14 protein-coding genes and 1 riboswitch are annotated in these 16,399 nt (G+C 32.8%); all 14 genes read right to left on the bottom strand.

What is annotated here, in order from left to right; translation table 11 throughout:
• The 14 genes from pilM to QO263_RS12800 all read right to left on the bottom strand — a co-directional run bounded on the left by pilM (position 1) and on the right by QO263_RS12800 (position 16,301).
• Positions 1-1,068, bottom strand: a complete 1,068-nt coding sequence (gene pilM, locus QO263_RS12735) for a type IV pilus assembly protein PilM (RefSeq protein ID WP_285622104.1) — start codon at positions 1,066-1,068, stop codon at positions 1-3.
• Positions 1,069-1,085: 17 nt separating this feature from the next.
• Complete coding sequence (locus tag QO263_RS12740; RefSeq protein WP_285622106.1) at positions 1,086-2,732, bottom strand: hypothetical protein; 1,647 nt, start codon at positions 2,730-2,732, stop codon at positions 1,086-1,088.
• Positions 2,733-2,745: 13 nt separating this feature from the next.
• Positions 2,746-3,360: a PilW family protein gene (locus QO263_RS12745; RefSeq protein WP_285622109.1), complete on the bottom strand. Its 615-nt coding sequence runs from the start codon at positions 3,358-3,360 to the stop codon at positions 2,746-2,748.
• Positions 3,361-3,373: 13 nt separating this feature from the next.
• Positions 3,374-4,789 carry a type IV pilus modification PilV family protein gene (locus QO263_RS12750; protein WP_285622112.1) on the bottom strand — a complete coding sequence of 472 codons (1,416 nt, stop codon included), beginning with the start codon at positions 4,787-4,789 and terminating at the stop codon, positions 3,374-3,376.
• Positions 4,790-4,802: 13 nt separating this feature from the next.
• Positions 4,803-5,564 (bottom strand): prepilin peptidase, encoded by a 762-nt coding sequence (locus QO263_RS12755; protein ID WP_285622114.1) that lies wholly within the window; start codon positions 5,562-5,564, stop codon positions 4,803-4,805.
• Between the two features lie 189 nt (positions 5,565-5,753).
• Complete coding sequence (locus QO263_RS12760) at positions 5,754-6,152, bottom strand: type II secretion system protein (RefSeq protein ID WP_285622117.1); 399 nt, start codon at positions 6,150-6,152, stop codon at positions 5,754-5,756.
• Positions 6,153-6,297: 145 nt separating this feature from the next.
• Positions 6,298-6,387: riboswitch (cyclic di-GMP riboswitch) on the bottom strand.
• A gap of 77 nt (positions 6,388-6,464) precedes the next feature.
• Complete coding sequence (locus tag QO263_RS12765) at positions 6,465-7,670, bottom strand: type II secretion system F family protein (protein WP_285622119.1); 1,206 nt, start codon at positions 7,668-7,670, stop codon at positions 6,465-6,467.
• A 15-nt stretch (positions 7,671-7,685) separates the two neighbouring features.
• Positions 7,686-8,744, bottom strand: a complete 1,059-nt coding sequence (locus QO263_RS12770) for a type IV pilus twitching motility protein PilT (protein ID WP_352168775.1) — start codon at positions 8,742-8,744, stop codon at positions 7,686-7,688.
• Between the two features lie 7 nt (positions 8,745-8,751).
• Positions 8,752-10,434, bottom strand: a complete 1,683-nt coding sequence (locus QO263_RS12775; protein WP_285622123.1) for a GspE/PulE family protein — start codon at positions 10,432-10,434, stop codon at positions 8,752-8,754.
• Positions 10,435-10,499: 65 nt separating this feature from the next.
• The gene (aroE, locus tag QO263_RS12780) at positions 10,500-11,381 is read right to left on the bottom strand and encodes a shikimate dehydrogenase (protein ID WP_285622124.1); all 882 of its coding nucleotides are present in this window, start codon (positions 11,379-11,381) and stop codon (positions 10,500-10,502) included.
• A gap of 192 nt (positions 11,382-11,573) precedes the next feature.
• Positions 11,574-12,908 (bottom strand): ABC transporter permease, encoded by a 1,335-nt coding sequence (locus QO263_RS12785; protein WP_285622125.1) that lies wholly within the window; start codon positions 12,906-12,908, stop codon positions 11,574-11,576.
• Positions 12,909-12,919: 11 nt separating this feature from the next.
• Positions 12,920-14,635, bottom strand: a complete 1,716-nt coding sequence (locus QO263_RS12790) for an efflux RND transporter periplasmic adaptor subunit (RefSeq protein WP_285622129.1) — start codon at positions 14,633-14,635, stop codon at positions 12,920-12,922.
• A gap of 29 nt (positions 14,636-14,664) precedes the next feature.
• Positions 14,665-15,372: an ABC transporter ATP-binding protein gene (locus tag QO263_RS12795; protein ID WP_285622132.1), complete on the bottom strand. Its 708-nt coding sequence runs from the start codon at positions 15,370-15,372 to the stop codon at positions 14,665-14,667.
• A gap of 179 nt (positions 15,373-15,551) precedes the next feature.
• Positions 15,552-16,301: an N-acetylmuramoyl-L-alanine amidase family protein gene (locus QO263_RS12800; RefSeq protein WP_285622135.1), complete on the bottom strand. Its 750-nt coding sequence runs from the start codon at positions 16,299-16,301 to the stop codon at positions 15,552-15,554.
• Positions 16,302-16,399: the final 98 nt, after the last annotated feature.

Consider the following 16,399-nt stretch of genomic DNA (forward strand, 5'->3'; position numbering starts at 1 on the left):
TTATTGCACCTCTTCATCTCTTAATACAGCACTTATACAGTTTAGATATTTATTTGGATTAGCTTGAATATTTACTTTGTCTAAATCATTGAGAATCACAGCATCAATATTAAAGTAATTAGAAAAGAGCATGTCCACTCCTTTTATTTGAGATAGACCTCCATATAATAGAATCATATTGATTTCATTTCCAATTTCCTTGCTAATATAGTACTTAATTATGCTTTCAAGCTTATCAATTATGCTTTCAATAGTATTTTTAGTTACATTAACAAGTCGATTATAGTCTGAATAGCTGTCACTAATTATACTTACATCATGAATATTAGATTTCTTTTCTAATAGCTCTTTCTTATCATATTCAAATAAACTTAATATATTGTCATCTAAGTCTTCTCCACCTATTTCAATTGCTCTACTTGTCTGTAGCTTTCCATTTTTGATTATAGATATATTTGTGCTACTGTAACCTAGGTCTATAGCAGCTATAGTTTTATCTGAAATGAACAGATCATTGTTAATGGAATCAATAAACCAAATAAGCTTGCTAATAGAATTAGATTGGTAATCCAATATTTCAGGCTTTAAATTAAGCTCTGACAACAGAAAATAATGTTTTTCTACAATATCCTTAGGAACAGCCACTATTAGCACATTAAGTCTTTCTTTTTCCCCATCAAAAACTTTACCTATTATTTTATGCTGAATCACATATCTGCTAATATCCATAGGCAAATACTCCGAAAGCTGAAACTTAAGCATACTATTTATTTCTTTTGGTTCAACTAAAGGAAATGGGATATCTCTTGTAATAATGGCTGTACTCTTGATTGTCAAATAAGCAATCTTTGATGAAACTTTATTTTTTTTAATCTCATCTCTTATAACTTCCATTAAGACCTTTTCATTTTTTATACGACCATCTTCATAACAGCCTTCAGGAGTTAGTATTGAAAAAGCTTTATTGACTTGTATATTATTGCTGTTCTTTTTGGCTTCTATTATTTTTATTTCGTAGGATCCTATATCTATGTATATTATGTTCTTGTTGAATAATGTTAATTTCAATGTAGTTCCTCCTTCAGCTATTCATTTATTTCCTTCCATTCGTGTATCTCCCAGCCTACATTAATGGGCTCTAATATATGTGGCGGATAGTCGTAGAACATACGAGGATCATGGGCATATTTTTTGTTATATCCAGTGCTGCCAATAGTTCCTACAGCTTTTCTTTCTTTTTGTGTGATATTTCCCCAAAGTATAATATCTCCTTTCCTAGGACCTTTACCATGCTCTTCATATCCGAACCCCTCATTGACTGAGAATAGGGCTGCATTTATAGTTACGTCGTGAGGTGCCATGTCATAGGTTTTGCTTACTTTTCCCCATTTATAATCTGGGCTTAACCACCATCCCCAATTCCTCCACTCCCATTCAAAATCCCAGATATCATCTTTACCATCTGAATCATATGCCTTTTTAGGCCAACCATAGTGTAATATTAGAATCTCATTGTTCGCAATTAAACCTAGCATATCCTTACCAGGTTTTTTACTGTCATTTTTATCAAATGAATATCTAGTATATATTTTTTTCTCACTGTCATAGGAAGACATTGCTGTACCTGTACCATTTTTGTTTCCACTAAACCATGTATTACTGTACTCAACTCCTCCAATTTCAGGATAGGTTCTATTGTTTTTACCTCCCCATGAAAATGAAGTTGGCGGTTGATTTGGCTTATTATTTTTGTTGTACATATCACTAGTATCATAATCGTACCAGTTAGTTGGATCTGAATAAGTAATATAGATCGAATCTTCTGCTCCAATTGTTAATTTCCCTTTAAGGTTTCCCGAAACAAATACATTGCCTGACCTAATGCCAAATTTACCCGTTCCCCCTTTGACACTTTTATCATTATCAGGAACCTTATCTACATAGATGACTAAGTTTTGTATATCTTTTGATATGCTCCTTGTTATTATTTCATCTGAATTTTGGTTTCTAATCTTTACTGTATCTCCGTCAAGAAAAATGCAGGTCCGTCCATAAAACACCATGTCATCTTTTTCTGCCCAATCCTTCAGATTTTTATTTGAAGCTGGAAACTCTAGCTTCTTAGTTTGCATAGGTTGAGATGGATCCTGTACTTTAAAATCTGGATTATATCCAGTGCCTCTTTCTAGTTTATTGACATAGCTTACTGTATCATAAAAAATAGGTCTATTTTGTATTCTAATATCTTTATTAGTATGCAAAGGACCATGACTCTCATCTCCAGTAGTCCACCATATATTGGGCCCATCATCATCACTAACATAAACATGATGTACAAACTGTTTTTTTCTAATTTTAGCTAGTATAGTTCTTTTTATAGTGGGATTTTCTTTCGTCCAGCCTGTAGATTTTATAGTAACAAATCTATCAGCATCACTGGGTTTAGTGACGTCTAACACATAATAGCCCTCTTCAAATTCTATTGGTTTATTCATCAAATCTTCATGAGCAGCAGTGCTATAGAAGTTCAACTCATCATTTAAATACCAAAGATATTGATTGTAACCAGCTTCAGCATATTCAAGAGCTTTTTTAGATGAATTATCTATAATATTAAATTTAGCTTGGTTTGATGTTATTGATAGGGTTACAAATCCAAATATAGTCACGATAGATAGTACGACTAAAACTAATGGTATAGTAAGACCTCGATTATTCTTAAGAATTTTCATCTTATCCCTCCATTTACTCAAATTCAGTCCTGCTTTTGGTTACTAAATACATGTCTATAATAATCGGTGTACTATTTTTGCCAGTATATATTTCTATGTTCACCTTTACCTTTCTTCTATTATCCCTATCTCCAAAGCTCTGCTGTGAAGTATTAATATATGATATCTCACCAAATATGCCATCATTTGTAATATTTGATAACACTACCTTCTCACTAGTAAATGGGTTGGTAAATTTAAATGGATATTTACTATTAGCAGCTTTTTTTATATCTCTTTTCATTTCATTTCCTTCAAGTCTATATCTTACTAGCTCTGGAATATCATCATTGTCTATATCAGTATATATGTACAGAACATTATTATTGGAATTAGCTGGCTTAAAAAGTACAGTATTATCTTCAACAGCTTTTTTAGCTTGACTTGCTTCCTTCTGTATATTATTTATAAATACTCTTATATCCTCACTGGAGTTAAAAGTATCTTTAACATAGTTAAAGCTTTTTGTAGACAAAAAGAATAGATTATATGAAATCATTATAATAATAGCTACAAGTGGTACAACTATTAATAGTTCAATTAATGTTATTCCTTTTTGATTTCTTATAGGATTTGTTCTAATAAGCATATAAATCAAGCTCCTAATTATTTGGGGTTAAGGTACATTTGTTTAAATCCTTTGATAATCTCATTCCATAGCTATTGATCAAACAGTCTGGATTGATGATTTCAAAATTTATAATATCTTCGGTAAAATTCTTACTACCATCAAGTGTAATTTTAAATGCATTATTTTTTCCAGATATAATTTGTGTAATCGTATAATAGCTTTTATCAATTAACTCATCATTTAATGTAAACTCCATAAGCTCTATATTATTAACCTGAGATGTGAAATTAATAATAATTTCTGTCAATTTATTGTTTGTTTTTTTGTACACGCTATTTTCATCTAAAGCAAATACTATATCCAATTTTTCAGTTGTTGCTTTATTGAGATCGTCTATGTCAAATTTGCCATCCCATAAATAACCTGTTTCACTCCTGGTAAAAAAATATCTATCTTCTCCGTTTTCTATTGTATATTCGTAATTCCATAGCCTCCAAAATTTTATGCTAATCAGTTCTTCAATACTAACTTCCAGCAGCATATGTTCTTCACTTTCTCCCTCTGATGGAATGTATGATTCACCAGTAGGCTTAATTTCTACCTTTGCAGCTTTGGGATACTTATTATCTACAGGTAATGCAATATATCCTGGAAGGTCAATATAAAAGTTTATTTCTGGATATTTAGGCTTATTATTTTTATCCCATTTTGGAACAATCACTTCTTTATCTAATTTCCAATCAGAGCTTGCAGCATTAACCCCATTTGGCATAACCATTATTTCAAAATAGCTCCATTTAATAGGTTGTACTTTATACGCTCCATTCATTAGATTTCCTATTAAAGCTATACCGCCTCCATCTGTATTAGCAAAGGTTGAATATAAAGTTGACTGTCCTAAGCCAATCATAACATTTTTAACTCCTTCATTAGCCCCTCTTAAAGTTGCAGATACTTTTACCTGACCTGGGAGAGTTGGTATCCTTTCACCTTCTCTAGATATTAATGTACCCAGTACAGAATACTCCTTAATTTCCCCAGTAAAAACATCCTTTGCTTCTACAACAACATCAACCTTTTTTGTAGCCTGAGGTACTGGTTCACCTGTGCTTGACTCAGAGCCTTCCCAATATACTCCTGTAGTTACGTGATATTTAACTCCCTTTATTGTTACAGAATCATTATCATTCATATAATAATCATCTTTGACAATTCCCCTTGGCGAATATCCAGAAATATCTAAACCTAAGTCGTCATAGTCCAATGTTTTTAGCCATTCTACTTGTGTGTATGCTAAATTTAAAGCATTAAGTCTTATATTATTCCACTTTGCATACTTTACTGAATAAATAGACATTGGTATTATAAATACACTGATAATACCCAGCAATACTATAGAAAAAATCACTTCTATTAAAGTAAATCCTTTTGTTTTATTTTTTCTCAAAGGAACTTCCTCCCTAGACTAAAAACCTTAGAACATACCAATTAATAATTCTGTCTCCGAAAAATAGAGTAACAATAAATGCAATATTGATAAAAGGTCCAAAAGGTATAGCATCTTTTTTCCCTTTTTTATTTAGGAGTAATAAGAATACTGAAAAAACGGCTCCAATTATAAAGGATAATAATATGTTCAAAAGAAGCTTCTTTATTCCAAGCATAAAGCCTAATACACTAATAAGCTTTATGTCTCCTCCTCCCATGCCACCTTTTGAGACTATAGCAATAACTAGAAATAATCCTCCTCCTAATAATAGAGCTAATATGCTATTCATTAGATTAAATGGTGTTTTATACAATATAAATAATGTGAGCTTATGAATAATAGTTATTATGAAAATAATAATTACTAAAGAATCCGGTATTATTTGATGATAGTAGTCTATTAAGCTAATGACAATTAAAATGCTCACAATAGAGCTATAAAAAAAGAAATCAATTAATAATCCATAAAAATGAAAAAATATAGCATATAAAATACCATTCAATAGTTCAACAATGGGATACTGTGGGGAAATGGACTCCCCACAATATCTACATTTGCCTTTTTGCAATAGAAAGCTAAGTACAGGAATAAGGTTGTCCCATTTTAAAGGAGTGCTGCATTTAGGACAATGGGAAGAAGGATAAGCTATAGACTCTTCTCTAGGTATTCTGTATATGCATACATTTAGAAAAGAACCTATTAAAGTTCCGAATATGAATGTTAGTATGTACATGGTAAGCTCTCCTTTAGTCAAATTTTCTGTTTACTTTGAAGCATTTCAATTAAAAAGTTATATTATGTGGGACAAGGTCCTGTCCCTGAAGTCCTTCAAAAGTTATATTATGTGAGACAAGGTTCCTGTCCCTGAGGTCCTTCAGGATAAAATTCCTGTTCTTGTGCTCTTCTCTCTAGGTTCTCAATTCTACTCATTTGATACTGTTATATCTCCGCCAGTAGAAATCGTTACTTTATAATCTTTTCCATTAACTTCTGCGTTAGAGATTCCAGTAGGTGCTTTAGGCCATTCCTGAAGATAATTTCCCCAACCATTATCATCGTCTTTATTTGCTTCTGTCCATACTACATCAGCCTCAGTTGGGACTCCTTCATCTGCTATATACATTGTTGCTGCACTTGTAAGTACTTTAATATTAGCCTGATGTGCAGTATCTGCTGCTGCTTTTCTTGATGTAGTTAGCTTAGGTACCGCAATAGCTGCCAATATACCCAGTATAGCTATAACAACAACTAACTCCACTAAAGTAAATCCTTTTTTATTTTGCTTTAACTGCTTTAACTGCTTTAAAATAAATTCGAACATATCTGTTCCCCCTTGTTATTATTTTTTATCAATACCATATAATAGATGCAACTATTATTTCTTTTCTAAACCACCACCCTTCGAAAATAGTATTAAAAAATTGTCCTTTGGTACAAAAAAAGCTGCACAAATAACACTAAATTATTTATGCAGCTGAACGATCATGGCTACTTCTCAGTAGCTTTAGACTCTAGCTTTGCGTCGCTATTTTTCAATAGCTTTGCCAATTATTCTGTTGATATCTACAATAATATTTTAGTTACTAAATCCTGTCAATACAAAATTTGCTATTTTTCTAGTGTTTTTTTGCTTTTACATCTGTACAGTATTGACCATGTCAAACATTGGCAGTGCCATGGCTATGACTATAAATCCCACTACTAGCGCCATGAATACTACTAGAAGAGGTTGGAGCATTTCTGTCATTTTTTGAATGGCTACCTCTACCTCTTCGTCATAGAAGTCTGCGCTCTTATTTAGTATTTCATCTAGTGAGCCTGATTCTTCTCCTATTTTTATCATTGAATCCACCATAGGAGGAAATACCCTAACTTCTTTAATTGTTCTGGATAGAGGAATTCCTTTCCTTACTTCTTCCTTTGCATTTTCTAGTCTAAGGCTTAAAAACCTGTTGTTGACTATTTTTGATACTACATCTAGAGCTTGAAGTAAGGGTATCCCACTTGATAGAAGCGTAGACAATGTTCTAGTAAATCTTGAAGTAGCTATCTTTATGCTTGTGTCCTTAAAAATTGGTATTCGAAGCTTTAACCCATCAATAAATAATCTTCCAGATTCTTGCTTTCCAAAATATCCTATAATAAGTGCTAAAATAAGTATTGAAGCTAAATATATATACCACTGGTTTTTGAGAGAATCACTGATGCTTAAAAGCAATTTAGTTGGAGCTGGCAATTCTATTCCACTGCTTTCAAACATTCCAATAAAAGTAGGCATGACAGCCACTAACAAGAAAATCACTACTGCTATTGAAACAACTCCTAGAACAATGGGGTAAATCATTGCTCCTTTTACTTTATTTTCGATTTTATTCTCTTTTTCATAATGTATTGCCATTCGTTCCATTATTACATCAAGGTTACCACTTACTTCTCCTGCCTCAACCATGTTTACTAGCAAGCTAGGAAAAACCTTTTCGTATTTTCTCATTGATTCAGATAAAGTCATTCCTTTTTGTACATCATCAAAAACAGCTCTTGTTGCATTTCTCATTGCTTTATTTTCAGTCTGGACTTCCAATATATCTAGACATTTAATTATGCTGACACCTGCATTTAGCATTGTGTAGAACTGCCTGCAATATACTGCTATATCCTTTTTAGTAACCTTTTTCGAAAAATAAGACGATACTGGTTTTTCTTCCTCTTTATGCTCTATTGATATAGGCATGTATTCGTTATTTCTTAGCATCGATAGTACTTCTTGTTCACTGTTAGCCTCATAGATTCCTTCTATAATTTGTCCGCTATCTGTAACTGCTCTATACATAAACTGCATAAAATCACCACCTGATTATAATACATAGTTTCTGATAATATCAGTATTTACAGACTGATTCAGTGCCGTTTCCCCACTTATCAAGCCTCTTTTGTATAAAGATAATAGTGAATTATCCATTGTCTGCATACCAAACTTGGCACCGGTTTGGATTGCTGTATCAATTTGATGAGATTTTTCTTCTCTTATTAAATTTCTAATTGCAGAAGTAACAATCATGACTTCAAATGCAGCTACTCTGCCTTTTCCATCTAATCTAGGTAAAAGCTGTTGAGATACAATTCCCTGAATAACCGAAGAAAATTGAATTCTAATTTGCTGCTGCTGATAAGGAGGAAATACATCTATTATCCTATCTATGGTCTTTGCAGCTCCTAATGTATGTAAGGTAGATAAAACAAGATGCCCTGTTTCAGCAGCTGTTAATGCAATACTTATAGTCTCCAAATCTCTCATTTCTCCTACAAGGATCACATCAGGATCCTGTCTTAGGGCAGACCTAAGAGAATTTGCAAAACTCAAGGAATCATTGCCAATTTCCCTTTGATTAACTATGCTTTTATTATGTCTGTGCAGATACTCTATCGGATCCTCTAAAGTTAATATGTGACAGTTTCTCTCACTATTTATAGAATCTATCATTGAAGCCAGCGTAGTAGATTTTCCACTGCCAGTAGGCCCAGTTACTAGTATTAGTCCCCTTGGAAGCTTTGATAAGTCCTTAATAATATTCGGCAATCCAAGCTCTTCCATAGTAGGTATAGTTGGAGGAATAATCCTAATTGCCAATGCATAGCTTCCTCTTTGCTTGTAGATATTGATTCTGAATCTTCCTATTCCAGGACTAGAATATGATGTATCCAATTCTCCCTTTTCAAACAATTCATTTATTTGTCTTTCATTCAATATTTTTCGAGCAATTTCCTCGGTAGCAGCAGGCTTTAAAACCTCTTCGCCCATCTTTACAAGCTTACCATCTATTCTGTATGTTATAGGTATGCCTACTGTAATATGTATATCTGAAGCATTTTTTTTAATTCCATCTTCAATCAAATCTAAAAAATCCAACTTCATTTTCCCCCTAATCTATGGTATATCCAATTCTGAATACCTCTTCTATTGAAGTTATTCCCTTTAATGCTAAATTAACTACATTATCATAAAGAGTTGTCATACCATTCTTTATAGAAGCTTCTTTAAGTTCATCAGTAGTAGCTCTATTATCTATTAGCCTTCTTATATCCCTATCTATATACATTATCTCGCCTATAGAAACTCTGCCTCTATAGCCTTTAATGCATTTATTACATCCAGTTTGTTTGTAAAGAGTTACATCTTCTTCTAATTCAAGTCCCAAAATCTTTTTTTCTTGAGAACTGGCTTTATAAGGTGTTTTGCAGCTAGGGCATAATTTCTTTACTAATCTTTGAGATATAATACCTATAACAGAGGTAGATACTAAATATGGCTCAATTCCCATATCAATAAGTCTCACTATAGTGGAAGCAGTATCATTGGTATGAAGTGTAGATAAAACAAGATGGCCTGTAATTGATGCCCTTACTGCAATCTCTGCTGTCTCTGAATCTCTTATTTCTCCGACCATTATTATGTCAGGGTCTTGCCTTAAAATAGACCTTAAACCTTTTGCAAAAGTTAAACCTGACTTATTATTTACCTGTACTTGATTGATGCCTTCAAGCTTGTACTCAACAGGATCCTCAACAGTTATTATGTTTTTCTCCTCATCATTTAAATCTTTTAAAATTGTATATAAGGTTGTACTCTTTCCACTTCCAGTAGGTCCGGTCACTAATATTATCCCATAGGGCTGCCTTAATATCTTGTTAAATACCCCTAACTCCCTATCTTCAAATCCTAAATCCTCTTTTGAAAAACTAAATCCATCTCTATCTAATAATCTAATTACTATTTTCTCACCATATACGGTCGGCAATGTAGATATTCTCATATCTATTTCTTTATCCTCTAGTTCAGTTTCAACTCTGCCATCTTGTGGTATTCTTCTTTCTGCAATATCCATTTTACCCATTATCTTTACTCTGGTAACTATTGCCATGTGGCTTTTGATGGAAAATCTCATTATCTCTTGCAAATCTCCATCTATTCTGTATCTTACTCGTACATTGTTTTCAAAGGGTTCAATATGTATATCACTTGCTCTCATTTTAATAGCTTGTCCAACAATAGAGTTAACTAATTTTACTACTGGAGCACTATTAACATCGGATAAGTCTTCCTCATCTAGATCTTCAATACTACTAGATGTGTAGGCTTCTTCAAACTCTTCTAAAACTTTTTTTGTATTCTCTTCTCTATAAAACTTATCTATAGCTCTCAGTATTACAGATTTTAATGAAATAACGACTTCAATATCCATACCTGTAAGAAGTTTAATATCGTCAATTGCAAAGATATTAAAGGGGTCACTCATAGCAACTACAAGCTTGTTGTCAATTTTGTCAATCGGTATTAGGCTATACCTTCTAGCAATATTTTCAGAAATTAAAGAAGTAGCCTTTGGGCTGATTCTATAAGAGGCTAAATCTATAGAAGGTATTTGAAGCTGAGTTTCTAAAACTTCTAATATGTCCTCTTCTTTCACAAAGCCAAGTTCTACTAAAATTTCACCTATTCGCTTAGTCTTAGTCTTTCTCTGCAATTGTAACGCTTGTTCCAGTTGGCTATTACTTATTTTATTTGCTAAAACTAATAAGTCACCTAGCTTAAAATTTTTATTCATATGACCCACCTTTTACTAATATAATAGTATATTCTTACTATTTCTACATAAAAATACTTTTACCTTCATATTTGGAGACTATTGATAATATTCTTGAGCACCTCTCCTTTAATATAATTCCAATCTATACTATCGTTCATTAAGCTTTTATTCCAGATCTTTTGAGAATATATGGCTTGATTAATTAGCATATCTAGCCCTCCAAAGGTTTTGCATCCTAACTTTTCGGCTTCTAAAATCCATTTAGTCTTTTGGGGCTTGTAAATAATGTCATAAAATATGGTGCTTGTAGAAAATAATCTTGGCGAAATAGGAACGCTGTCAGCATCCGGATACATACCTATAGGAGTAGTATTGATCAGTATATCTATATCTTTTGGGATAGATGTTTCTCTGCCTATTTCATAACAATTTATATGTATATTAGGAAATACGTCTTCAACTAATTTTTTAAGCTTGTACGCATTCTGGGTGGTTCTATTAATTATCACCAATTCCTTTATGCCTTCGAAGGCTAAAGACACTGCTATTGAATGTGCAGCTCCTCCTGCTCCAATTAAAGCTACTTTTTTATCTTTAATATCTATTTCTCTATCTCTTAACGATTTAACAAATCCATCTCCATCAGTATTAAAGCCTCGAAGCTTCCCATTTATATTTAATACGGTATTTATTGCTCCTAATATTTTGGCTTTTTCATCAATTTCGTCAATATATTTCATTATTTCAATCTTGTATGGAATTGTTATATTGAAACCTCCTATTCCTAATGCCCTAATGCCATCTACAGCTTTTTCTAGATACTCAGCATTATCTATATTAAATGCTAAATATTTTGCATTCATCGAATTAAGTTGAAAAATCAAATTGTGAATCATTGGCGATAGACTTTTAGAAATAGGATTACCTATTAGACAATAAAGCTTAGTATCTGAATCAATATTCATCTTTTCTCTCCTCATATTTCAATGGTATAGTCTTCTAGTTTAAGATTATTATACTATAAATGAGACTAAAGAACTATTGTTTTATATATGTACACATTTTTTTATTCTTTAAATACTAAAATATAAGTAAAATCAATCTTTCCTCCTAAACAAAAAAACCAGAGAATTTTTTCTCTGGCATATTTTGTATATCTATTGCCTTTTTAAAGCTTGTACTGGTGGAAGTGCTGAAGCTGAAATTGCTGGATAAACTCCAAAAAGAAGTCCTGAGCATAAAGCTACTATTGTAGCTATCTCTATGGCTTGTAGGTTTATTGCAGTACTAAAACCATATCTTTCAAATAAACTTAATCCCCATACTCCTAAAGCTGTACCTGCAATAGCCCCTATTGCACTGAGGTAAAGTGCTTCAAGTATGAACTGTAAAAGCAAATCTGATTGCTTTGCGCCTATTGCTCTTCTAAGACCTATCTCTTCTGTTCTTTCTGTAACAGCAACTAGCATTATATTCATAATACCTAATCCACCTACTAGTAAGGATACTGCTGCTATGCCTCCTAATAATAATGTCATTACACGGTTTGCATTATCTGCCTCTTCTACTAACTGATTTAAGCTGGTTATAGTGATGAGGTCATCGCCGCTACTAGGAATTTCAGATTGTGATGGCCCATCATCATAATAGCCATCATAATAATAGTCACCATAATAACCCATAGTAGATTCAGTTGTACCCTCTTCTCCTTCACCTTGAGCTCCTGTAGGTGCTGTTTGATCTAAGCCTAATTTTCGCTTAAAAATTCTACCTAATTGAACAACAACTAAATCTGCTTCTTCTTTTGAGGCTGCTTTCCCCCATATTTGGTCCACTTGTCTCTTATCTGCAATCTTCAATGCAGATGTATAAGGTATAATTATTTTGTCATCTACACCTTCAGCATTTCCTGATCCTTTTTGTTCAAGAACTCCTATAATTCTATATGTTTGACCTTCTAAAGTGAATGTTTGGCCAACAGGATTTCTTCCTTTCATTAGACCAACACCCATATTATATCCTAATACAGCAACTGGTGAACGCTGCTTTACATGCAGTTCAGTAAAAAAGTTTCCTGAAAGTAGTGCATTATCTCTAATTTTGTGAAAGTCACTATTAACACCTATTATGTCAACTTTACCTCTTGCTCTTCTCCATTTCATAGTAGCACTAGTGTGAAAAACAGGAGTTGCCATTTCAAGTCCTTGAACTCTTTCTACTAATTCTTCTGCTAATTCTGGTTCAAATTCAACACTTGTGTGCTGTGCCTTTATCTCAATAACATTAGAGCCTAAGCTTTCAAATTGTGCTACTACTGATTGTCTCGCGCCTTCACCTATACCCATGAGACTGACTACAGAAGCTACTCCAATTGCTACTCCTAGAATAGTTAAAAAAGATCTTAAGGTATTTGATAATATTCCATGAATAGCCATCTTAGTGGTGAACCACAATCTAATGAAGAAGGAAAATAGACCTTTGTTTTGTTTCATTATATCCCTCCTCAATTACTACCATTAGTATTTGCACCATTATTTTCTGTATTTCCACCATTTTCATTATTGTTATCATCCCCTGTTGAAGGAATAATAGAATCATTTGATTTAATATGTTGACTTGGCAATAGGTCAGCAGTACTTCCTGTAACTACTTTATCTCCTTCTTTAAGGCCTTCAGTGACTTCTGCTAACTTGTCATTCATAAGTCCAAGTTTAACTGTAACTACTTTAGGTACTCCATCATCGCCTAGAATCTCAACCTTTGTTACTCCATCCTCTTCGAATATAGCTTCAAGTGGGATAAGCAAAACTCCTTGAGCACTACCTGCATCTACTTTTGCACGAGCTTGCATACCAGGTCTTAATTGTGGACCACCAATTACCTCTATTTCTACTTGGAATCTAGTTAATCCGCTAGTTCTATCTTTTCCCATTGTATAGATTCTTGCTACTTTTCCTTCAAATTTTTCTGTCGGCATTGCATCTACAGTAATCGAAACTGGAGCATCTTGCTTTATCTGTAAAACATCTATATCATCTACCTCTGAATATATCCTCATATCTGATGTGTTGTAAACATCACCCAACCAATCTCCTGCAGCTACAGTTTCGCCCGGCTGTCTCCAAATACCTGCCACAATTCCGTTCATAGGTGATCTTATTTCAAGCTGATCTAGCTTTGCATAATAGTCTCTCATTTCATTATTTAATTCTCTTATTTTTTCTGTCTTTTCCTGAATCATTTCTCTTACATCATTCCCAGCCATTGTTACTATAACATCGCCTTTTTTAACTTCCTGCATTCCTTTTACATGAACCTGAGTTGCAACTGCTTTTACTGGAGATATAAGCTTTTCTTCATCAACAAAGCCATCCACTTTTCCAGAATATAAAAAGTAAGATATACTTGTTGGCGAATTATCCTCACTATAGGATAAACCTATCTTCACTTCCATATTTGCTTGAATTAAACCTGGGTTTTCTGCTTCAATAGTTGCAGCATATATGAAATTAGTACCAAACTTATCCTCTTCAGTATCATCGGGCATAGGACTTGAGTTTATATCAGTTATGGTACCTTCAACTATTCCCTCAAAATAAGGAAAGCTTAAAGCAACCTTCTGACCTACAGAAACTCTCCCGTATTCTGTAGGAGTAAGCTTTGCAGCTACTTTAAATTTTGAATTATCCACTATACTAGCTACTATCTGTCCTTGTGTCAGTTCCTTGCCTTCCTTAGCCTCAAGATTCATTATCCTTCCTGAAATAGGTGCTATTATTTGTAATCCTTGAGAAGGATTTATGTAATCTATCTCATCTAATGACAATCCAGTTAGTTGAGATAGCTGTTTTTTTTGTGATTCTACCTGTTCTTTTAAATCAGTTAATTTATTATTTAGATCAGTAGCTAATAGAGTTGCCACCACTTGACCTTGAACTACTTCATCACCTTCTCCAACTAAAAATTGATCTATAACATATTGACCACCAGTACCAGTATATCTATCTCCAGGTGCTCTTATTCCACCTGATTGAGTTGGATTTAGCTGACCTGTTACTTCTACACCTGCTGAAATATCTCCTTTTTTCACTTCAAAAGTTGAGTAAACAGGTCCTTGAACCTCTTCTGCTTTTTCAGGCACAAGCTGTTTTACAGCATAATATCCCCCACCAACTACTATAGCAACTACAATTAAAATCATTAATACCCTTTTTGCCAATTCTAACACCTCCAAATATAAAAAAACAATTATTCAATAGCTAATAGCTGTTCATCTAGCACTTCTATTTTTTCTATTTTCCCGTCAAGAAGCCTAAATATTTTATGTCCATATTGAGCAATTTTCTCTTCATGAGTAACCTGTACTATTGTGATTCCCATTTTTTTATTGAGCTTTTGAAATATTGACATGATGTTAACACTTGATTTTGAATCTAAAGCACCAGTGGGCTCGTCGGCAAGTAGTAAAGAGGGATTTCCAACAATTGCACGTGCAATTGCAACTCTTTGCTGCTGTCCTCCTGAAAGCTGTGTAGGAAGATGATGCATTCTGTCTTCCAGCCCTAACGCTTCTAATGCTTCCATTGATCTTTTTTTCCTTTCCTTTCCTAAAACACCTCTATATATTAAAGGTAGTTCTACATTTTCTAATGCGGTCAATCCCGGCAACAGATGAAATGATTGAAATACAAATCCTATAGAACGATTTCTAATATCTGATAATTGCCAGTCACTGACTTTCTCTACACTTTTTTCTCCAAGCTTATATGTACCTGTAGTTGGCTGATCCAAGCAGCCAATAACATTAAGAAGAGTCGATTTACCTGAACCTGAAGGACCCATTATAGAAATAAATTCTCCATTTTCAATAGATAAATCAATACCATTTAAAGCATTGACTTGTATTTGTCCAACCTTATAATTTTTTGTAATATTGTTTAATTCGATTAGTGCCATTTCAGTTTCACCCCTTTTTCTACTAATCATACATTAGACTAAATTTATTTATAAAAAGTTCCAGAAAAAATATATAATGCTAACATTACATATATTTTCGCCAAATTCTTTAATACTCCTCTTTATAAAATTAATCTTAATTATTTTGTAATTTTTTTCACATTTTATTACATCGAGTATTATACATTATCTTCTATATACTTTTTTAATCCTTCTTTTATCGCAAAAGCTATTTTCCCTTGATATTCTTCACTCTCTAGTAAAAGCTTATCAATTGGATTAGTCATAAAACCTGCTTCAATTAATACTCCCGTATGAGATGACTCTCTCAATACAAAAAAATCTTCTGAAAGAACTTTTACCTTCAATGAGTCTGTTTTTAAAAAATTATTATACACATGCTCATTTATAGAATAGCTAATTGTCTCTGCGAATATTTTACTATCTTCTGAGGTAGGATGATAATATATCTGAACACCTCTTGCTTCTTTACTGCTAATGTTTGAGTTAACATGTATACTTACAAATACTATAGGCTTTGCTTGATTTATTATACTCTTTCTAGCATCTAAATCCTTTCTATGCCTTGATGCATTAATATCACTAAATTCTTCTAGAGAAATATCTTTTTCCCTCGTCATAATAACATTAAAGCCTTCTTTTTCTAATTCTTTTTTTAACTTTAATCCTATATCTAGATTTACTTTTTTTTCTAGAAATCCGTCCTTATCGTTTGTTCCTCCATCTATTCCACCATGACCAGGATCTATTACTATTGTTCTATCAGTTTGATTTCTAAAGCAAAAAATATCAATTGCTTTAATGCGATTTAAAAAAATAACACTAAAAATAAATAATACTATAATACTTACAGCTAAAATCACTTTTCTTTTTATTTTTATTATGTAAATTCTATTATTTCTCTTCATTTTCTCCCCCTGTCAATTTACTAATATATTGATCTTTTTATAATAATACTCAAGTATAGATTTCTTTAAAACCATTAATTGTTTAATTTATCTATATT

Origin of the sequence: Proteiniborus sp. MB09-C3 (assembly GCF_030263895.1) — a bacterium.
Classification (GTDB): Bacteria; Bacillota; Clostridia; order Tissierellales; family Proteiniboraceae; genus Proteiniborus.